The sequence below is a fragment of the Pseudomonas corni genome (assembly GCF_057128765.1).
The window spans coordinates 167,677-187,568 of the sequence record NZ_JBSKHW010000010.1 but is presented as its reverse complement, the minus strand read 5'-3'; the positions used below and the strand labels follow the sequence as shown (position 1 = coordinate 187,568).

The window sequence follows — 19,892 nt, the reverse complement described above, 5'->3', positions numbered from 1 at the left end:
GCTCTCTGACGAGGTGTTAACTGGCTTCGCAAGTGCATGCCTTTGGGAGAGCTTCGATTTAGATTGTTCGGTCTGGTACCCACTGAAGTCGAGTGGGAGTTTGCCGCGCGGGGAGGGCACGCAGTCAGCCGCCAAGCGCTGGAAGGCCGCTTGTTTCCTCGGCACGTGAACGGCAGCGACAGCGATGGACCGCTCGCCGGCTGGGCAGTGTTCAATCAAGTGGCGGGCGGCAGCGGCCAGGCCGCGCGCTTGACCCCCATCGGCAGCAAACTGCCTAACCCTGTCGGGCTGTTCGACGTGATCGGTAATGCCGCCGAAATGGTCCAGGAATCCTTTCAGCTGGTGAGAGCAGGACGCCGCCAGGGTGCTTATGGTGGCTTCATCGCCAAGGGGGGCAACTACCTGGAAGGCGAGGGCACGTTGTTCACCGGGATGCGTCGCGAGTATCCGCTGTTTGCGGCGGACGGCACTGAGCAGCGCAACGAAGCGACAGGGTTTCGAGTAGCTATCGGCGCCTTGTCCGCGCCTCGCTCTCGCTATAAGGAATTGTTCGAGCAGTGGCACAAAGAAGGGCGTCTGACCACGCTGACCGACGCCATCGATGATGCCAATGATCCAGCCAGCCAGCTCGATAGCATCATCGCGTCCAGCAGTGATACCCGGCTGCGGGGCGAGTTGGGACAGGTCAACGAAGCGTTCAAGCACAGTCTTTCGCTGATCGCCCGGCAGCGCGAAGAGGCCGCTGGCAACTTGATCCAATCCTCGGCGTTAGTGGCCGAAACCATCAGCAATTACAACATTCGTCTGACCAATCTAAAGAACAGCCAACAGCAGGCCCGACAAGGCAACGACCAGGCCAGCGCAGAGCTGTTCGCCATAGCGATTGAAAACGGTCGCCGGGCGCTGGACGGCGCAGTTGAAATTTACATCGACAACCTCGCGACCGGCACTCGCTACACCGACGCGGTGATTCAGGCGCAGTTGCAGCAGGTCAAGCAAGCACTCACTCGCAAACCTGTGCTGGGCAAAAGCCTGACGGCACGGGCAACGCTGTTCGTTCGTCATGTCGGGGACTATCGCCAGAAGAAGCGAGCAGATCCGGCGACGACATTGAAGCAAGTGCTCGCGGCGGCCAGTCAGCCCTGATCGGCGCACCCCACGAGCGTAAAGGAAGTCCGGGCGGCGATCTGTCGTACCGGCGTTAAAACCAGAGAAGAGAGCATCAACATGCAGTCAGTTTGTAAAACTATCGTCCGCACTGCCAATGCCCGCGCGCTGTCGCTGGCCGTGGCTGGATTCAGCGCCGTGCTGATCAGCGGATGCGCGACCTCGCCGGTCTCCAAGGTGGGCGCCAGCACTCAGGTTGAGTACTACCCGACCTGTTACGAACCGGTGCAGTACTTGCGCGATTCCAGTGCTGACGTGACTAAGTCCGTTGCGGGGGGCGCGGCCATTGGAGCGGTCAGTGGCGCATTGGTCGGCGCACTGACCGGCAATGGCGAACACCGCGTGCGCAATGCAGCCATTGGCGCGGCTGGCGGTGCGTTGGCTGGAGGAGCTGTCGGGTATTACACCGAGAAACAAAAGCAGATTGCTGACGATAAGCAGCGCATCGGGTCCTACGCCACTGACATCAACACAAGCGCGGCGGACATCGACCGCAGCACGGCCTACGCCAAAGCTTCGCAAACCTGCTACCAGACCCAGTTCGCCAGCTTGATCCTGGCGCGCAAGGCCAACACCCTGAACGATATCGAGGGCCGTAAACGGCTCGCCGAAATCGTTGCCGGGTTGAAAGAGTCCAACGACCTGATCGTCGCTGCCAACGGACGCGCCAGTGAAGACCTGAACAATTACACCCAAGCTTACGAAAAAGACCTGCAGACCGTGGGCGTCACGCGCGCCGATGTCGTCACTGTTGCTGCGGTTACCCCGGCGCCTGTGGTCAAAGCGTCAGTCCGGAAAAAAGCACCGGTGAAAAAGAAGCTGCCGAACGTGCCCAAGGAAGCAATCGCCACTGAAAAAACCTTGCAGGACGCGACGGCCAGGCAAGCGGCCAGCCAGCAGGTTGCTGCGGCGGGTCAATCTCAAGTCACCAGCATGTGCAAGAACGCAGACCTGGGTGATTGGGCACCGGTGCCTTGTCCGAACGTTTGATCGGACGGCTGTAAGCGATGCCGGTTGCAAAACCGGTATCCTGCGCTCTTTGCTCGGATCGTCTTGCTGATATCGCGATCCGGCCAGCCATAGCGGAGTGTACCCATGCGCGTCTGGATCGATGCCGACGCCTGCCCCAAGGCGGCGAAGGATCAAGTCATCAAGTTTGCTTTGAAGCGGCAGTTCGAAGTGGTGCTGGTGGCGGGGCAGAGTCAGATCAAACCGACTTACGCGATCGTCAAATTGATCGTCGTGCCCAGCGGCCCTGACGCGGCCGATGATTACCTGGTGGAACACGCTGTGCCTGGCGAGCTGGTGATCTGCAGTGACGTGCCGCTGGCGGACAGGCTGGTGAAGAAGGGGGTCGCCGCGCTCGACCCGCGCGGCAAGGAGTTCGACGCCCAGAACATGGGTGATCGGCTGGCGGTACGCAATCTGTTCACTGACCTGCGCGAGCAAGGGCAAGTGGGTGGCGGGCAGGGCACCTATGGCGATCGAGAGAAGCAGGCGTTCGCCAACTCCCTGGACCGAATTCTGACGCGGTTGGTGCGTGAGTTTGCTGGCTAATTGGCCACTACGGAACTAGACACCGCCTTCACGTATCAAACCATTTCAGAACATCCAAAGTCGGAGTAACCCCGTCATGCGTCTTAAACTTGCTGTTGCCACGTTGGCTTTGCTCTCCCTTCCGATCGGTTCAGCCATGGCTGACGGCTTTTTGCGTGATGTGCTCTCTTCGGGCGCTACCACGGGCTCCACGTACCTGACCTTCAGGCACCACAAACTGATTGTCGCGGCACAAGATGATGCCGGCAGCTATGTCGCCAGCAACGGCGCGATCCGGGGTCCATTCCTGGAAGCTGCGATGGTGCAGGTTCGTCACGACAACCCAAGCCTGAATGCCTCGGACATGGACTTGGCAAACGCGATTCTGGCGAAGAATCTGGTGGCTGAGCAGTAAATCGCTCTGTTTCGCAGGAATGAAAAATGCCGCTCACTTGAGCGGCATTTTTTTATCTGGCCTCTGTAGGAGCCAGCGTGTTGGCGAAGCGGTTGATGAGGTGTGTCAGTCAGAGCGCTTCGCGAACAAGTTCGCTCCTACAGAGTGCAGTCGGCACTTACTCGCCGATTGCCGATTTGTAAGCCGCAGCGTCCAGCAGCTTCGCCAGATCAGCGTCGGCAGCGCTTGGCTTGACCTTGAAGATCCAGGATTCGTATGGCGTATTGTTAAGCTCTTCCGGCGAGGTGCCCAGCGCGTCATTGACTTCAACCACTTCGCCACCGACCGGTGAGTAGATATCGGAAGCGGCTTTAACCGACTCAACCACGCCAGCGGCATCGCCCGCCGCGAACACCTTGCCGATTTCCGGCAGCTCAACGAATACCACATCACCCAGCGCTTCCTGCGCGTGGTCGGAAATACCGACGACGATCAGATCACCCTCTTGTTTCGCCCATTCGTGGCTTTCGGCGAAACGGAGGTCGGCGGGAATATTGCTCATTTAGTCATCCTCTACATCAAGTCAGCGGAGAAACCCGCCAGGGAGTTTAGATTAGGGCCTTGCCGTGACGCACAAACGTCGGTTGTACCACTCGAACCGGATACCACTTGCCGCGAATCTCTACCTCGGCGCGGTCGGCGGTGGCCATTGGAACACGGGCCAAGGCAATCGACTTGCTTAGCGTAGGAGAAAAACTACCACTGGTGATCTCCCCTTCGCCAACTTCTGCTATTCGGACAACCTGATGGGCGCGCAAAACACCGCGCTCCTCCAGCACTAAACCCACCAGTTTGGACGTCGCACCTTTGGCTTGTTCGGCTTCCAGGGCGGCTCTGCCGATGAAGTCCCGGTCCGCAGGTTGCCACGCGACTGTCCAGCCTATGTTGGAAACCAAGGGCGATACCTGCTCATCGATGTCCTGACCATACAGGTTCATGCCCGCTTCCAGGCGCAGGGTATCGCGCGCGCCCAGACCAATGGGTGAAATACCGGCGCCTACCATGTCATTGAAAAAACCGGGGGCCTGTTCGGCGGGAAGAATGATTTCCAGCCCGTCTTCGCCGGTATAACCGGTGCGCGCGATGAACCAGTCGCCTTGGGCGCGGCCTTCGAACGGTTTGAGTTGATGAATGAGTTCGGCTCGCGCCTGGGTGACCAGTTCAGCGATTTTATGACGCGCATGCGGGCCTTGAATCGCCAGCATGGCCAGTTCAGAACGTTGATTGAGTTGCACGTCGAAGCCGTCCAGATGCGCTTGCATCCAGGCCAGATCCTTGGCGCCGGTGGCAGCATTGACCACCAGTCGGTAACCGCTGTCGGTGAGGTAGACGATCATGTCGTCAATGATCCCGCCATCGGTGCCCAGCATCGCGCTGTACAACGCGCGGCCGGTTTGCTTGAGCCTGTCGACGTCATTGGCCAACAGGTATTGCAGCCAGGCCTTTGCCTGACTGCCGGAAACGTCGATGACGCGCATGTGCGACACGTCAAAAATTCCACAGTCCTTGCGCACCTGATGGTGCTCTTCTACTTGTGAACCGTAGTGCAACGGCATATCCCAACCACCAAAATCAACCAGCTTCGCGCCGAGGGCGAGGTGCAGGTCAAAGAGCGGCGTACGCTGTCCCATGGGTTTCTCCTTCCGGGCGTGGCGAAGGTGCGGACAGCCAGAACGCGAGCATTCCCCCCGTAGACTGGGGTATACCGCTGTTGTAGGCATGCGAAACGTCTGACAGACCGCACCGATTGCGGCGCATTGTAGCCGCAAGGTTGTGACCCCGCACCTAGCCGATCGGTCTGGCCGAACGTCTGATTAAGCCAATCACCGGTAGTAAACCGACAAGCACCAAGGTGAGTGCGGGCAATGCGGCTCTGGCCCACTCGCCTTCACTGGTCATTTCGAAAATGCGCACAGCCAGGGTGTCCCATCCAAACGGACGCATAAGCAGGGTGGCAGGCATTTCTTTGAGCACATCGACGAAAACCAGCAGCGCTGCGCTGAGCGCGCCCGGCATCAACAGCGGCAGATACACTTTGAAAAACAATCGCGGCCCACTGACCCCCAGGCTGCGTGCCGCTTCCGGCAGTGAAGGACGAATACGCGCCAGACTGCTTTCAAGCGGTCCATAAGCCACGGCGATGAAGCGCACCAAATAGGCGAGCACTAATGCTGCAAGACTGCCCAGCAGCAGCGGTTTGCCTGCTCCGCCCAGCCAGCCCGAAAGCGGCACCACCAGTTCGCGGTCCAGATAACTGAACGCCAGCATGATCGACACCGCCAGCACCGAGCCGGGCAACGCGTACCCGATGTTGGCCAGACTTACGCCTGTTCGGATGCCTTGGGTCGGTGCCAGCCTGCGAGCGAATACCAGAATCAACGCCACGCTGACCGTGATCAATGCCGCAATCGCGCCTAGATAAAGGGTGTGCAGGATCAGTCCGGTGTAGCGCTCGTCCAGGTCGAAGCGGCCGCGCTGCCACACCCACACGATCAGTTGCAGCATCGGTACTGCAAACGCGCAGGTAAACACCAGCCCACACCAGAACGTCGCGGCCAGCGCTTTCCAGCCCCGCAGGTGATAGAGCGCTTTTATTCGTGGCCGCTCATTGGTTGGGCGGCTCGCGCCACGGGCGCGGTGTTCACCGTACAGCACCAGCATCACGGCCAGCAGCAGCAAACTTGCCAGCTGCGCGGCGGTCGACAGGCTAAAGAAGCCATACCAGGTTTTGTAAATGGCGGTGGTGAAGGTGTCGAAATTGAACACCGCTACTGCGCCGAAATCAGCCAGGGTTTCCATCAGCGCCAAGGCTACGCCAGCACCGATCGCTGGGCGCGCCATGGGCAACGCGACACGCCAGAAGGCCTGCCAGGGTGTTTGCCCAAGCATGCGCGCTGCCTCCATCAAGCCTTTGCCCTGGGCAAGAAACGCCGTACGTGCCAGCAGGTAAACGTACGGGTAAAAGACCAGCACCAGGACGATGATCACCCCGCCAGTGGATCGCACTCGAGGCAGTCGCAGACCGGTACCAAACCATTCGCGCAACAGGGTTTGAACCGGGCCTGCGAAATCAAGCAGCCCGACGAATACAAAAGCCAGCACATAAGCAGGGATCGCGAACGGCAGCATCAGCGCCCAGTCGAGCCAACGTCGGCCGGGGAATTCACACAGACTGGTCAGCCACGCAAGGCTGACGCCGAGCAGCGTGACGCCTGTCCCGACGCCCAGCACAAGAGTCAGCGTGTTGCCTAACAGGCGCAGCATCTGGGTTTCCCACAGGTGCGACCAGATTTCGTGATCGATGGTTTGCCATGAAAACAGCAAGACGCTCAGCGGCAGAAGCACCAGCGCGGCGATGGTGAAAACCAGGGGGTACCAGCGGCGTTGGGGGGGATGGGCCAAGGGGTGTTCTCGGTTTACGTGGGATACAAACTGTAGGAGCGCGCTTGCCCGCGAAAGTGTTGTGTCAGAGACGAATATGTTGCCTGACACTCCTTAATCGCGGGCAAGCGCGCTCCTACAATAGATCAGCGAAATTTAGTTAATTCCAACCCACCCGATCCATCATGCGAATCGCTTCGGCCTGGCGCTTGCCGGCAACTTCAACCGGGATGGTGTCGGCCTTGAATTCGCCCCAGCTCGCCACTTCTTCCGACGGTGCCACTTTCGGGTTGGCCGGGAACTCCTGATTGGTCCCGGCAAAAATCTTCTGCGCGTCCGGGCCGGTCATCCACTCGACCAACGCCTTTGCGGCGTCAGGGTGTGGCGCATATTTGGTCAGGCCGATACCGGACAGATTCACATGCACGCCACGGTCCGACTGATTCGGCCAGAACAACCGTACGGCCAGCTCGGGATTTTGTTTGTGTAGACGGCCAAAGTAATAGGTATTAACGATGCCGACGTCACATTGCCCAGCGTTGATGGCTTCCAGTACCGCGATGTCATCGGAAAACACGTCAGTGGACAGGTTATTGACCCAACCTTTGAGGATCTTCTCCGATGCCTCGGCGCCGTGGGTTTCAATCAGCGTGGCGGTCAGTGACTGGTTATAGACCTTCTTGGCCGTGCGCAGGCACAAACGGCCTTCCCATTGTTTATCTGCCAGCGCTTCGTACGTGGTCAGTTCAGCAGGCTTAACGCGGTCGGTCGAATAGGCGATGGTTCGCGCGCGCAAACTCAAACCAGTCCAGCTGTGGCTGGAAGAGCGGTATTGCGACGGGATGTTTTGGTCGATGACGGGGGAGGTGAAGGGCTGAAGAATGCCCATTTGCTCAGCTTGCCACAGATTGCCAGCGTCGACGGTCAGCAGCAGGTCAGCGGTGGCGTTTTCGCCCTCGGCCTTGATGCGCTGCATCAGCGGGGCTTCTTTATCGGTAATGAACTTGATATTCACGCCGGTCTTGGCGGTGTAGGCATCAAAAACCGGTTTGATCAGTTCATCGATACGTGATGAATAGACCACCACTTCGTCTGCGGCTTGGGCGGTGCTGCCGAGCACAGTCAGTGCCAGAACAGCCAGTAAACGCTTGCTCGCCTGCATGGTGAGGTCTCGTAATTGCGAATTGAGGCGAAATGGTAGTGAATCACATTTGGCATCTCAACCGAACTCGGGATGGAGGCGTTACGAGATGTTGCCAAGCTCCCGCCGCCGCGACGACTGCAGAAGCACGCTTGCCCCCTTATGCCCGCGACCTCTTAATTTAGACGCGTCGAGCCCAATGATTCAGTTCGCGATTCTTGAACGATTCATTATTTCAATATGATCTAGATAACTGTCATTTGTGACAGTTGTAACTTTGTGGCATAGGGCGCTTAGTTGGTTTGTACGTCCATTCGGTAGTTAATTGTCCATTGTTACCAACTGTGCAGGTGAAAAAAATGTCTATTTCGAATGTAAAGGAAGTGAAAGTTACAGGCGGCGGAAGTGCATTAAAGCTTTTTAGTATTATGATGGTTTTAACTTTGCCATTAGTGACGCAGGTGTCAGCGGCCACTAACCCGGAAGTTGCACCGCCGGTGCCGATGGAAACCAGAGGAACCCTCGAGTTATGGGAATATGATTACCCTAGTCAGGGTTCAAATCAAAGAGAATGGATCATTCATTGCACTATTCCTGTGCCCCTAATGACAAGCTCCTCATCGGAAGTGGCTGTCAGGATGGACAGCAATGGGTATGGGTGCAAAAACGATGAAGCTTTGGGATTCAAACTCCAAGGCACAGCAAGCGGAATAACCGTTGGTTTTTTTGATTCCAAGTGCAATGACGCCGCGAGGTACAGCGACGACAATTACCAATACAATATTATGGCGCCGAATCTTACATTCGGTCCTGTCGGCACCTTTGAACCCAATGTTCCTGCTGGATCAGAAATGAGCCCTGGACTGATTTATTGGTTCGGAAAAAAAGTCAACGGTATTGACGGGAAACTATCATGCGTCAGCTTCTGGCCTCATTCAAACACCGGCGTGATAAGCGGTAGCTGAAGTTCAGCTCACGGCTCAATCCGGCCAATGCCAGGCGGGTTGATCAAGCATTCCTTGGCCGACGATGCCTGTCTGGCCAAGGTTTTTTTCCAGGACGATGGAGTTGCATGCGGGGTCTTGCTCAAGTGCGGCAATCAAGCGGCTGGCGTGGGAGACGACCCAGACCTGGCAATTTTGAGATGCCCGAATGATCAATCGCGCCAACGCAGGCAGCAGGTCGGGGTGAAGGCTGGTTTCCGGCTCGTTCATCACCATCATGGTAGGTGGCCGAGGGGTTAGTAGCGCCGCGATCAGGAGTAGATAGCGCAAGGTGCCGTCCGATAATTCCGCAGCCGACAGAGGTCGCAACAATCCCTGCTGATAAAACTCGATGGCGAAATGGCCGCCTGCCGCGGCGTTGATTTTCACACAGGCACCGGGGAACGCGTCGCTGATCGCTGCGTCCAGCGCTTGGGGCTCCCCGATCTCGCGGATGGTCTGCAATGCGGCAGCTAGGTCGCGGCCGTCATGGTGTAGCACTGGCGTGCGGGTGCCAAGCTGGGGTTGGCGGGCTGGCGCGTCGGTGTCGCTGCGAAAGTGATCATAAAAGCGCCAGCCACGGATGCTTTCGCGCAATCGCAGGACTTCCGGCGACGAGCGAAGGCTGCCGACTTGATCAAACAGGCTGTCGAACGTCGGCAGGCTTTGCGCCAACACGTCCCACTCCCGACCTTCGCGCGTGCGCACCATCGGTCCCTTGCGATCCACCAATAAGCTGGCCGGTCGATACAGCGGTCCGGCCCAGATGCATTCGCGCTTGATTTCAGGGTCCAGGGAAAACGCTGTAGGCGCTCCGGGTGGCGGTGGCAGGCCCAGGGAAATCGCGTAGCTGAAGTTTTCAGCGGCGAAGCCAAGGCGCAGTCGCTTCACGTCTTTGCGCGGACCGCCCTGAATCTCGACTTCGCCGTTGCGCATGCGACGGCTGATGTTTTCCGGCCCCGCCCAAAACGTTGAGTCCAGCCCGCCTTCCCGAGCCAGCGCATTAATCACGCCGCCTCCGGCGGTTTCTGCCAGTAAGCGCAAGGCGCGATAGACGTTAGACTTGCCGCTGCCATTGGGGCCGGTGATCAGGTTGAGCCTTTCGAGCGGCACCACCAATGTGTTGACCGAGCGATAGTTGGCGATGGCAAGGGTTGTGAGCATGGGCGCTTCCGTGGCGGTAATGGCTGTGGACCGATCAACATCAAGGGAGTTTAGTCGCGCAAGGAACCCTGATCTACGCTCAGAGTCGCATGATCACAGCGCGATCGCCTCCTGGAGTATCCGACTCGGAGCGTGACAGCCAACGGCATTGGCACAAGGAGTTTGCATGCCTGCTCAACCCATTTTTCTACGTCCTGGCCTGATGTTTGTCGGCGCTGTCTTGTGCCTGGCGATTCTTGCCGGTTGTGGCAAAGAAAAGCCGCAAGAGCCCGAGCTTCCACGGGTGCAGATTCAGGAAGTCAAAACCACCGAATACGCCGCCGCGGTAGCGCTCACGGGCGATGTCCAGGCGCGGGTACAGACGCAATTGTCATTCCGCGTCAGCGGTAAAATCATCCAGCGCATGGTGGACGTCGGCGACAGGGTTTCAGCCAGACAAGTGCTCGCCAAACTCGATCCCAAAGATTTGCAGACCAATGTCGATTCGGCCATCGCCGCCGAAGCCGCTGAGCAGGCCCGGGTTAAGCAAACCAGCGCCGCGTTCGTTCGTCAGCAAAAGCTGCTGCCCAAGGGCTACACCAGCCACAGCGAATATGATTCCGCGCAAGCGGCGTTGCGTAGCAGCCAAAGCGCGCTCAAGGCTGCGCAGGCGCAGTTGGCCAATGCGCGGGAGCAATTGAGCTACACCGCGTTGGTTGCTGATGCACCGGGCATCATCACTGCGCGTCAGGCCGAAGTCGGGCAGGTGGTGCAGGCGACAGCACCCATTTTCAGCCTCGCCCGCGACGGCGACCGGGATGCGGTGTTCAACGTTTACGAGTCGTTGTTTGTCGATCCGCCGACAGACCAACCGGTGGACGTGACCCTGCTTGATGACCCGAAAATCAAAACGTCTGGCAGGGTCCGCGAAGTCACCCCTGCAGTGTCCGCCCAGACCGGCACCCTGCAAGTGAAGATCGCTTTGAGTTCACTTCCCACTGGCATGGAGTTGGGCTCGGTGGTCAGCGCAGCGCTGACGGTCCCAGCCAAGACCAGTGTGGAACTGCCGTGGTCCGCGCTGACCAAAGGTTTGGGCGACCAATTGGGACAGCCTGCGGTGTGGGTCGTCGATGACCAGAACAAAACCAACCTGCGCGCAGTGACGGTTGGTCGTTATCTGACCAGCAAGATCGTGGTCAGCGATGGCTTGAAAAACGGAGATAAAGTTGTGGTTGCCGGCGGACAGTTGCTACACCCGGACATGCAGGTCGAGTTGGCCGAAGTCTACAAGCCGGCCGCAGGAGCGCAGCCATGAAGCGCCTTACCGGTGTTGTGCTGGTCGGTGCGTTGTTGAGCGCATGTGGCAAGGATGAGCCCCCGCCTGAGCCGGTGCGTCCGGTGTTGTTTGTCGAGGTGCAATCCCAGTCCGAACAAAGCTTGGGCCGCTTTGCCGGCAACATTGCCGCCCGCTATGAAAGCACCCTCGGTTTTCGGGTTTCTGGCAGGATCGCGCAGCGCAAGGTGGATGTCGGCAGTGAGGTCAAGAAGGGTGACTTACTGGCCGTACTTGATCCCACCGATCAACAGAATCAGGTCCGCTCCACCCAAGGCGATCTGGCTCGCGTCGAGGCGCAACTCATCAATGCCCAAGCCAACGCTCGGCGTCAGCAAGAACTGTTTGATCGCGGTGTGGGCGCGCAGGCGGCTTTGGATGTCGCTGTGACGGATCTGAAAACCACACAATCTTCTTACGATCAGGGTAAGGCCGCGCTGCAACAGGCCAAGGATCAACTGAGCTACAGCGAGCTGCGCACCGATCATGATGCCGTAGTTACCGAATGGAAGGTCGAGGCCGGTCAGGTAGTCAGCGCCGGGGAGCAGGTGGTCACGCTGGCGCGTCCCGATATCAAAGAAGCTGTGATCGATCTGCCTGCCGGGCTGGCGGACCAATTGCCGCCCGACGTGGTGTTTACCGTCGCGAGCCAGTTGGAACCCAGCATCAATACCACCGCGACCGTTAGAGAGCTGGAGCCGCAAGCCGAGCGCAGCACCCGCACTCGCCGTGCCCGTTTGACGCTGGCCGATACGCCAGCCGCGTTCCGGCTGGGTACTGCGATCAGCGTGACCGCCAGTTCAGCCATTGAGCCGCGCATCGAATTGCCTGCCACCTCCCTGCAAGAAGTCGACGGCAAGATGCAAATCTGGACCATCGACATGCAGAATCAGACCGTGTCGCCGCGTGAGGTCAAAGTGCTCAGCCGAGAGGATGAGCGCATCGTGCTAGCCGGGGGCGTGAAGTCTGGCGAGCGGGTGGTCACCGCCGGGGTGAACAGCCTCAAGCCGGGGCAGAAAGTAAAAGTCGATAAGGAAAGCCCGAAATGAAAGGGAAGTTCAACCTCTCCGATTGGGCGCTTAAACACCAATCCTTCGTCTGGTACCTGATGTTCGTCGGCCTGCTGATGGGCGTGTTTTCCTACATGAACCTTGGGCGCGAGGAAGATCCGTCCTTCACCATCAAGACGATGGTCATCCAGACCCGCTGGCCTGGCGCGACGGTAGATGAAACGCTGGAACAGGTTACCGACCGCATCGAGAAGAAGCTCGAAGAGCTGGACTCTCTCGATTACGTGAAGAGCTACACCCGGCCCGGTGAATCTACCGTTTTCGTTTACCTGCGCGACACCACCGATGCCAAGGCGATTCCGGACATCTGGTATCAGGTGCGCAAGAAGATCGACGACATTCGCGGGCAGTTCCCGCAGGGGTTACAAGGCCCGGCGTTCAACGATGAGTTCGGTGATGTTTACGGCTCGATCTACGCGTTCACCGCCGACGGCCTGACCATGCGCCAGCTGCGCGATTACGTCGAAGAAGTCCGCGTGCAGATCCGTGATGTGCCGGGGCTTGGCAAGGTTGAAATGGTGGGTCAGCAGGATGAGGTGCTGTACCTCAATTTCTCCACCCGCAAGCTGGCCGCGCTCGGGCTGGATCAGCGCCAAGTGGTGCAAAGCCTGCAGTCGCAGAATACCGTGACGCCAGCGGGGGTGATCGAGGCGGGGCCTGAGCGGATTTCCGTGCGCACCTCCGGCCAGTTTGAGTCGGAAAAGGACCTGGCCGCCGTGAACCTGCGGCTCAATGATCGCTTCTATCGCTTGAGTGATATTGCCGAAGTTTCCCGTGGATACGTCGATCCACCCAAGCCACTGTTCCGCTACAACGGCAAGCCAGCGATTGGTTTGGCCATCGCCATGAAGAAGGGTGGCAACGTCCAGGAATTCGGCAAAGCGCTGCACACGAAAATGGACTCAGCCACCGGCGACTTGCCTATTGGCGTGGGCGTGCACAACGTGTCGGATCAGGCGCAGGTGGTTGAAAAAGCTGTTGGCGGTTTCACCAGTGCGCTGTTCGAAGCTGTGGTGATTGTGTTGATCGTCAGCTTCATCAGTCTCGGAATGCGCGCCGGTTTGGTCGTGGCGTGCTCGATTCCGCTGGTGCTGGCCATGGTTTTTGTATTCATGGAATACAGCGGCATCACCATGCAGCGGATCTCGTTGGGTGCTCTGATCATCGCGCTCGGTCTGCTGGTCGACGATGCCATGATCACGGTGGAGATGATGGTCACGCGCCTGGAAATGGGCGACACCAAAGAGCAAGCCGCGACGTTTGCGTATACCTCCACTGCGTTCCCGATGCTCACCGGCACGCTGGTGACCGTCGCAGGCTTTGTGCCGATCGGCCTCAACGCAAGCTCGGCGGGGGAGTACACCTTCACGCTGTTCGCGGTGATTGCCGTGGCGATGCTGGTGTCGTGGGTGGTGGCGGTGTTGTTTGCGCCGGTCATCGGCGTTCACATTCTCAGTGCAAACGTGAAGAAGAAAGATGAGCACGCCAAGCCCGGCCGTATTGCACGGGCCTTTAACGGCAGTATGTTTTGGGCCATGCGGCATCGCTGGCTGACCATCATCATCACGATCCTGATCTTTGCCGTTTCGCTGTTTTGCATGCGTTTTGTGCAGAACCAATTCTTCCCCTCCTCAGATCGGCCCGAAATCCTGGTGGACCTGAACCTGCCGCAAAACGCCTCGATCAACGAGACGCGTAAAGCGGTGGACCGTCTGGAAGCCACGCTCAAGGATGATCCCGATATCGTTCGTTGGAGCACTTACATTGGCCAGGGCGCGCTGCGTTTTTATCTGCCACTGGACCAACAGCTTGAGAATCCGTACTACGCGCAGCTGGTGATCGTCAGCAAAGGGCTGGAAGAACGTGGTGCGTTGACCGAACGCTTGAAACAGACGCTGCGCAAGGACTTCGTCGGCATCGGCACCTACGTGCAAGCGCTGGAAATGGGGCCGCCGGTGGGGCGTCCGATTCAGTATCGGGTGAGCGGCGAAAACATCGACAAGGTGCGCCAGCACGCAATTGATCTGGCGACCCTGCTCGACAAAAACCAGCACATCGGCGAGATGATCTACGACTGGAACGAGCCGGGCAAAGTGCTGCGTATCGACATCAATCAAGACAAGGCACGTCAGCTGGGGTTGTCTTCCGAGGACGTCGCGCAGTTGATGAACAGCATCGTCACCGGTTCGGCAGTGACGCAGGTGCGTGATGATATTTACCTGATCAACGTAGTCGGGCGCGCCGAAGACGCTGAACGCGGGTCGCCTGAAACTCTGCAAAACCTGCAGATCGTGACGCCGAGCGGCACATCGATTCCGTTGCTGGCGTTTGCGACGGTGCGATACGAGCTGGAGCAGCCGCTGGTGTGGCGCCGTGATCGCAAGCCGACCATTACGCTTAAAGCGGCTGTGCGCGACGACATGCAACCGACTGATTTGGTCAAGGAACTCAAGCCTGATATCGACAAGTTCGCGGCTGGATTGCCGAGCGGCTACAAAGTCGCTACCGGCGGGACTGTGGAGGAGAGCGGCAAGGCGCAAGGTCCGATTGCCAAGGTCGTGCCGCTGATGATCTTCCTGATGGCGACGTTTTTGATGATTCAGCTGCACAGCGTGCAGAAGATGTTCCTGGTCGCCAGCGTCGCGCCGTTGGGACTGATCGGCGTGGTTCTGGCGCTGGTGCCGACAGGTACGCCGATGGGGTTTGTGGCGATTCTCGGGATTCTCGCGTTGATCGGCATCATCATCCGTAACTCGGTGATTCTAGTGACGCAGATCGACGCCTACGAGAAGGCGGGTTATCTGCCGTGGGACGCCGTGGCGGAAGCGACCGAGCATCGTCGTCGTCCGATTCTGCTGACTGCGGCGGCAGCCAGTCTCGGCATGATCCCCATCGCCCGCGAAGTGTTCTGGGGCCCGATGGCCTACGCCATGATCGGCGGCATCATCATCGCCACGCTGCTGACGTTGTTGTTCCTGCCCGCGCTTTACGTGGCCTGGTACAAGATCAGAGAGCCGAGCGATGAAGATCGCCAGAAGGCCGAGGCTGAAAAAAAGGCTAAGACAGAAGGGGATTCAGATTCCAGTGCGGATGTGGGCACGGATGGTGAGGATCACGGGGAGCCAACGCCTGCGAGGTGACAGCTTCGCGGGCTAGCGTCGCTCCAACGATGTCTTGCGAGACTGTTGGGGCGATGCCGGTTTAGGTGGTTATCACTTCAGTGCCAACACCAGTTGTATCGTCGATTCCTGTTGGATGTTGTAGTCGCTTAATGTTCGGCCATCTTCCAATGACTTTCCGGAAAATATCAATCTTTGACTGGTGGTTGCATATTGGGTGACTTCAAATATTTTGACCTTTATGTTCTCGATCGTTGAAGAAGGTTCCACTTGCAGGGTAAACTTTTTGACTTTCCCTGTTATATCACGGATGAACAAGTCCATTGTATTCTCCCTTTGCTATTTGTTTGTTTGTGCCGCTGGCAAACGGCGCTCCTGCGTCCGTTTTGAGTGCAATAGAGTATGTGAGTTCGGATCAGCGCGCCGCTACTGTCAGAAATACCAGTTTTTATAAAGATTTGATATTAACGAACGGGTTGGTCAGTCTAAACCCACCCCGAAGTCGCTATCTGACCTCTTCACCTTCTGCTGGCTCTATTGGACCAGTACTACATCAGAGAATCGATCCATAACGATCGACAGGCGGCGGAGAGTATTGATAAAGCCAGAAGGAATGACTACTCGGTGTGTCGATCGCACCCACGAAAATCATGGGCGCGGCCAGTTAAATCACATATTCAAATCAAACATATTCAAGAATGAAGTCGCTGTAATCCATTGAACTAATCACCAGCTCCTGCTCTGGATCGTCTTGACTGGCTGTGGGCTTTACCGGCCCCATGCAGGAAACGGCAAAGTTGCACCCGATCACATCAAAAGCCGGTAGTTCGAACACGTATTCCTTCTTCGTCCATTCCGAAGATGCCCTGACTTCACGTATATCAGGCGTTCCAGTGGCGTCGCCGGCCATGAACAGAGAAACCACGCCAAAGGTGAATTCATCGGCGCCAACTTTGGGTGCTCGCACCTTAAAGCTGGCGCGTACAGGTCGGCTGATCCCTTTGATGCTCTGCGCCAGTGTTGTGCCAGGTAATAGTCGGATGAAGTAGCCCTCGTCATCGTTGTCCTTGCGAATCGTGTGATGTCGCTCTGTCGAAACTGTCCAGGGCTCCAGTTGGTTCGTCGAAAAATTTCCATTGGCCAATCGGTTAGTCGCTTTGTTCATAATCGTTGCGGACATAAGTCACCTATAATTTTAAGCTGTTAAATAAGGTCAAGATAAATTCAGCGCGATACTGATCCGTGCTTCAAAAGGAAACAGGTTCAGATGCGCGATTGTTGATCTAGGTCATTAAACGTAATTTAACGAATAGAAGTCCTGGAGACAGACTTCTTTTAATAACAGCTCGTCATAGATGTCAACGGGAAATAATACTTAATGCAATAAAAACCATAGTTAAACCAGGAAGAGTCAGATTTTGCGCCAGACACTCGCCAGCCAAGGCTGGTGCTCCCTGGGCAACCCCGTTGGCCGGTAATAATGTTCCAGCTCAATAAACCCGGCCTCCGTCAGCAGTGCGCGCCATGCTGCCAGGTCGTGATACGAGCCATACCGCTCACCTTTCCAACCTTCCTGGTTATGACCCCGAGGATTGGAGCTGAAAAGCACGCCGCCCGGTTTCAGGCTGGCACGCAGCTCACGCAACACCCGCGGCAGCTCCTGATTGGGGATATGAAACAAACAGGCGTTGGCAAAGATGCCATCGAAGCGTTCAACGGGAAGATCGAGTTCGAGGAAGTTCTGATGCAGGACCTCGCAGCCACTGTCGGCGCGTGCCATTTCGGCGAAGCGCTCCGAACCATCAAGCCCGGTTGCCACATGGCCCATGGCGGTAAACGTCTTGAGATCCCGCCCCGGCCCGCAACCGAAATCCAGAATCTGCCACGGCTTGTCATTCTGAATGTGCCGCAACAGCGCGTCGATGTTCTGGCTCACGTCGTGATCGCGGGTGCCCTCGCGAAAGCCCTCGGCGGTGCTGTTGTAATTGCCCAGCGTGATTGAGGTGATCTGAGCGAGGTCCTGCGAGTCGAGCTTCATGGCGGGCGGCAGTCTGAGCGTGGGAAGCCGTCAATATACCCCCGCAAGTACATGAATCAATCGTTCAGCGTTTGCTGATGACCAAATTCACTACCTGCTCAATGGTCTCAATGCATTCCCAATCCGACTGAGCCACCTGCAGTTGATATTGCCATTTCACCTGCATCATGAAGCACGTGAGGTCGTCGTCGATGATCTCGAAATCGTGAATGAAGTTGGTCTGTGCTGTGACTTCACTGCGGGGAATGAAGCCGATGATTGATACGAATAAATCAATGATGGCTTGGGTGAGCTGGGGTTTATTGGGGGCGGCAGCCATGGTCTATCTCCGAACAGTGAAGTAGCTTCCTGCTGGGAGCGTAATCGATCATCTGACCGGTTTTTCGCCTGATCGTACGTCGAGAGCTTTCTCTCACGTCTCACGGATGCGTACTACAAAAAGGGAGATATTCAATTACGGTTACGCGCGTTAAATACGATTATTTCCGTCCCTGAGTTCGCCGCCTCGCGAATAGGAAATATGTCGCTGATTTTAAAGGCTCCGCGACCTTGCGTCTGCCCGGAGGGCGTAGGAGTCCGGCTTGCCGACGATGGGGTGCGCAGCGGCCCCCGACCGGAGTATTCGGCATGTCAGACACTGCATGCATAGGTTTAGCTGCCGGTTCCCGGCAGATCGCCGACAAGTCAGGCTCCTACGGCCTCCGGCCAGAATCAAACCGCCGCACACCGCCAGTTTGCGGCTTGGCGTCTTGGCGACGCGGTGGCCCTCACCGCTTATCCAACCGCAACGCCAATCGATCCCCGCCCAACTGAATAACCGCCACCAGCGCTACCAGCAGCACGATCACAGTCAGCATCACTTGGGTGTCGAAGCGCTGATAGCCGTACCGATAGGCGATATCACCTAAACCACCCGCACCGATAGCGCCAGCCATTGCCGATGAGTTGATCATGGTGACGAGGGTGATGGTGAAACCGCCGACGATCCCGGGCAGCGACTCGGGCAGCAACACGTGCCAGACGATGTGCCAGCGGCGGCATCCCATGGCTTGCGCGGCTTCGATCAGGCCGTGATCAACTTCCCGCAGGCTGACTTCGGCAATGCGCGCGAAAAATGGCGTTGCGGCGATGGTTAATGGCACCACGGCAGCCCAGACGCCGTAGGTGGTGCCGACGATCAGCCGGGTGAAGGGGATCAGCGCCACCATCAGGATCAGAAACGGCACCGAGCGGAACACGTTGACGATGGCGCCCAGCACCCGATTCAGGTTTGGCGCTTCATAGATGCCGCCTTTGGCACTGGTGACCAGAATCACCGCCAGCGGGATGCCGAGTATCAGCGCGATCAGCGATGACACACCCACCATCAGGAAGGTGTCGAGGACGCCCTGTAGCAAACGATCAAACCACATAGCCGAGTACCTTCGCGTGTTGCGCCAGTTTGCGAGCGCGGGTAAGCAGTTCATCCGGTGAGAGAGGTGAGTGAGCAATTGCCAGCACCAGATGCCCCAAGGCGCGGCCTTGAATGCGCTCGACACCGCCGTGCAGCAAGCTCACTTTGCCGCCGAAGGCGCTGAACAGTGCCGCCAAATCAGGCTCGCTGTTGTCGGCGCCGCTGAATTGCAGGTCCAGCACCAGTGCCGCATCAGGCTGCTGCGGGTGGGCGTGAAGGCGTGCCTGCAAGTCCTCTGGCAGACCGTGTTGCAGCGGGGCGAGCAAGGTTTTGCTGACTTCATGCTGCGGGTCGCCGAACACTTGCCACACCGGGCCCTGTTCGACGACGTGACCTTGTTCAAGCACTACAACGCGGTGGCAAATTTCGCGGATCACTGCCATTTCGTGGGTGATCAAAATAATCGTCAGCCCAAGACGCTGATTGATCGCCCGCAGCAGTCCCAGAATCGATTGTGTGGTTTCCGGATCAAGGGCTGAGGTTGCCTCGTCGCACAGCAAAATCGCCGGGTCATGCACCAGCGCCCGGGCGATGCCGACGCGCTGCTTTTGCCCGCCCGACAGCTGCGCGGGGTAGGCCTTGTGCTTGTCTTGCAGTCCCACCAATTCCAACAGTTCGGCCACTTTGCGCTGGCGCTGATCCGCGGGCACACCCGCGACTTTCAATGGCAGCTCGACGTTCTGCCACACGGTCTTGGCCGACATCAGGTTGAAGTGCTGGAAGATCATGCCGATGCGCCGACGCAGCTCCACCAGCTTGTCTTCGTTGAAATCGTTGATGTCCACCTGATCAATCAGCACACGGCCTGTGCTCGGTGTTTCAAGGCGGTTGATGGTTCGGATCAGCGAAGACTTGCCCGCCCCGCTGCGACCGATGATGCCGAAGACTTCACCGCGCTGAATATCCAGATCGATATTTTCCAGCGCGGTGACCGGCCCTTGCTGACCTTGGTAGGTCTTGCCCAGCCCGATGAAGCGCACATGAGCGCGGCTCTTCTCCGGGTGCAATTGAGCGTGCTCGGCCTGTTGGGCTATGGGCTCAAGCGGGAGCTGGCGTTGTACCGTTGCGTTCATG

At 57.8% G+C, this 19,892-nt stretch carries 18 protein-coding genes and 1 pseudogene; 8 read left to right on the top strand and 11 right to left on the bottom strand.

Translation table 11 applies throughout. From position 1 onward, the window contains the following. Positions 1-66: 66 nt before the first annotated feature. The 4 genes and pseudogenes from ACWKV9_RS16955 to ACWKV9_RS16940 all read left to right on the top strand — a co-directional run. Positions 67-1,146, top strand: a pseudogene (locus ACWKV9_RS16955) (formylglycine-generating enzyme family protein); the annotation flags it as partial. 81 nt (positions 1,147-1,227) lie between these two features. Beyond that, positions 1,228-2,157 (top strand): type VI secretion system-associated lipoprotein TagQ, encoded by a 930-nt coding sequence (tagQ, locus tag ACWKV9_RS16950; protein ID WP_483837283.1) that lies wholly within the window; start codon positions 1,228-1,230, stop codon positions 2,155-2,157. 105 nt (positions 2,158-2,262) lie between these two features. Beyond that, positions 2,263-2,724 carry a YaiI/YqxD family protein gene (locus tag ACWKV9_RS16945; RefSeq protein WP_483837282.1) on the top strand — a complete coding sequence of 154 codons (462 nt, stop codon included), beginning with the start codon at positions 2,263-2,265 and terminating at the stop codon, positions 2,722-2,724. 76 nt (positions 2,725-2,800) lie between these two features. Continuing rightward, on the top strand, positions 2,801-3,118 hold the full coding sequence (locus ACWKV9_RS16940; RefSeq protein ID WP_483837281.1) for a DUF2388 domain-containing protein: 318 nt from the start codon (positions 2,801-2,803) through the stop codon (positions 3,116-3,118). 157 nt (positions 3,119-3,275) lie between these two features. Here the strand turns inward: ACWKV9_RS16940 and gcvH are convergent, their stop codons facing one another. From gcvH to ACWKV9_RS16920, 4 genes are all read right to left on the bottom strand, one after another. After that, the gene (gene gcvH / locus ACWKV9_RS16935; protein ID WP_483837280.1) at positions 3,276-3,659 is read right to left on the bottom strand and encodes a glycine cleavage system protein GcvH; all 384 of its coding nucleotides are present in this window, start codon (positions 3,657-3,659) and stop codon (positions 3,276-3,278) included. A 46-nt stretch (positions 3,660-3,705) separates the two neighbouring features. Beyond that, complete coding sequence (gcvT, locus tag ACWKV9_RS16930) at positions 3,706-4,788, bottom strand: glycine cleavage system aminomethyltransferase GcvT (RefSeq protein WP_483837279.1); 1,083 nt, start codon at positions 4,786-4,788, stop codon at positions 3,706-3,708. A gap of 154 nt (positions 4,789-4,942) precedes the next feature. Continuing rightward, a complete protein-coding gene (locus ACWKV9_RS16925; protein WP_483837278.1) occupies positions 4,943-6,559 on the bottom strand; it encodes an ABC transporter permease in 1,617 nt (538 codons plus the stop codon). 139 nt (positions 6,560-6,698) lie between these two features. After that, positions 6,699-7,700, bottom strand: coding sequence for an extracellular solute-binding protein (locus ACWKV9_RS16920; protein ID WP_483837277.1), 1,002 nt, complete (start codon positions 7,698-7,700; stop codon positions 6,699-6,701). A 338-nt stretch (positions 7,701-8,038) separates the two neighbouring features. Here ACWKV9_RS16920 and ACWKV9_RS16915 point away from each other — a divergent pair, with 338 nt between their 5' ends. Further along, positions 8,039-8,644, top strand: a complete 606-nt coding sequence (locus ACWKV9_RS16915; protein ID WP_483837276.1) for a hypothetical protein — start codon at positions 8,039-8,041, stop codon at positions 8,642-8,644. A 15-nt stretch (positions 8,645-8,659) separates the two neighbouring features. Here ACWKV9_RS16915 and ACWKV9_RS16910 read toward each other — a convergent pair whose 3' ends face one another. After that, positions 8,660-9,826: an AAA family ATPase gene (locus ACWKV9_RS16910; RefSeq protein WP_483837275.1), complete on the bottom strand. Its 1,167-nt coding sequence runs from the start codon at positions 9,824-9,826 to the stop codon at positions 8,660-8,662. Between the two features lie 202 nt (positions 9,827-10,028). On the opposite strand from ACWKV9_RS16910, the gene ACWKV9_RS16905 reads away from it, so the two are divergent. The 3 genes from ACWKV9_RS16905 to ACWKV9_RS16895 are packed head-to-tail and all read left to right on the top strand — an operon-like array spanning position 10,029 to position 15,348. After that, a complete protein-coding gene (locus ACWKV9_RS16905; RefSeq protein ID WP_483837333.1) occupies positions 10,029-11,120 on the top strand; it encodes an efflux RND transporter periplasmic adaptor subunit in 1,092 nt (363 codons plus the stop codon). Beyond that, complete coding sequence (locus tag ACWKV9_RS16900) at positions 11,117-12,187, top strand: efflux RND transporter periplasmic adaptor subunit (RefSeq protein ID WP_483837274.1); 1,071 nt, start codon at positions 11,117-11,119, stop codon at positions 12,185-12,187. Before ACWKV9_RS16905 ends, ACWKV9_RS16900 begins: the two co-directional genes overlap by 4 nt. After that, positions 12,184-15,348 (top strand): efflux RND transporter permease subunit, encoded by a 3,165-nt coding sequence (locus ACWKV9_RS16895; RefSeq protein ID WP_483837273.1) that lies wholly within the window; start codon positions 12,184-12,186, stop codon positions 15,346-15,348. The genes ACWKV9_RS16900 and ACWKV9_RS16895 overlap by 4 nt, the downstream gene beginning before the upstream one ends. A 72-nt stretch (positions 15,349-15,420) precedes the next feature. Here ACWKV9_RS16895 and ACWKV9_RS16890 read toward each other — a convergent pair whose 3' ends face one another. The 6 genes from ACWKV9_RS16890 to ACWKV9_RS16865 all read right to left on the bottom strand — a co-directional run bounded on the left by ACWKV9_RS16890 (position 15,421) and on the right by ACWKV9_RS16865 (position 19,891). Next, positions 15,421-15,651 (bottom strand): ubiquitin-like protein, encoded by a 231-nt coding sequence (locus ACWKV9_RS16890; RefSeq protein WP_483837272.1) that lies wholly within the window; start codon positions 15,649-15,651, stop codon positions 15,421-15,423. A gap of 358 nt (positions 15,652-16,009) precedes the next feature. Further along, positions 16,010-16,507 (bottom strand): hypothetical protein, encoded by a 498-nt coding sequence (locus ACWKV9_RS16885; RefSeq protein WP_483837271.1) that lies wholly within the window; start codon positions 16,505-16,507, stop codon positions 16,010-16,012. A gap of 231 nt (positions 16,508-16,738) precedes the next feature. Then, positions 16,739-17,365 (bottom strand): class I SAM-dependent methyltransferase, encoded by a 627-nt coding sequence (locus ACWKV9_RS16880; RefSeq protein ID WP_483837270.1) that lies wholly within the window; start codon positions 17,363-17,365, stop codon positions 16,739-16,741. 64 nt (positions 17,366-17,429) lie between these two features. Then, entirely contained in the window at positions 17,430-17,684 is a 255-nt protein-coding gene (locus ACWKV9_RS16875) for an acyl carrier protein (RefSeq protein WP_483837269.1), read from the bottom strand. Positions 17,685-18,132: 448 nt separating this feature from the next. Further along, positions 18,133-18,777: a methionine ABC transporter permease gene (locus ACWKV9_RS16870; protein WP_483837268.1), complete on the bottom strand. Its 645-nt coding sequence runs from the start codon at positions 18,775-18,777 to the stop codon at positions 18,133-18,135. Beyond that, positions 18,767-19,891 (bottom strand): methionine ABC transporter ATP-binding protein, encoded by a 1,125-nt coding sequence (locus ACWKV9_RS16865; protein WP_483837267.1) that lies wholly within the window; start codon positions 19,889-19,891, stop codon positions 18,767-18,769. Before ACWKV9_RS16865 ends, ACWKV9_RS16870 begins: the two co-directional genes overlap by 11 nt. Between the last annotated feature and the right edge of the window lies 1 nt (position 19,892).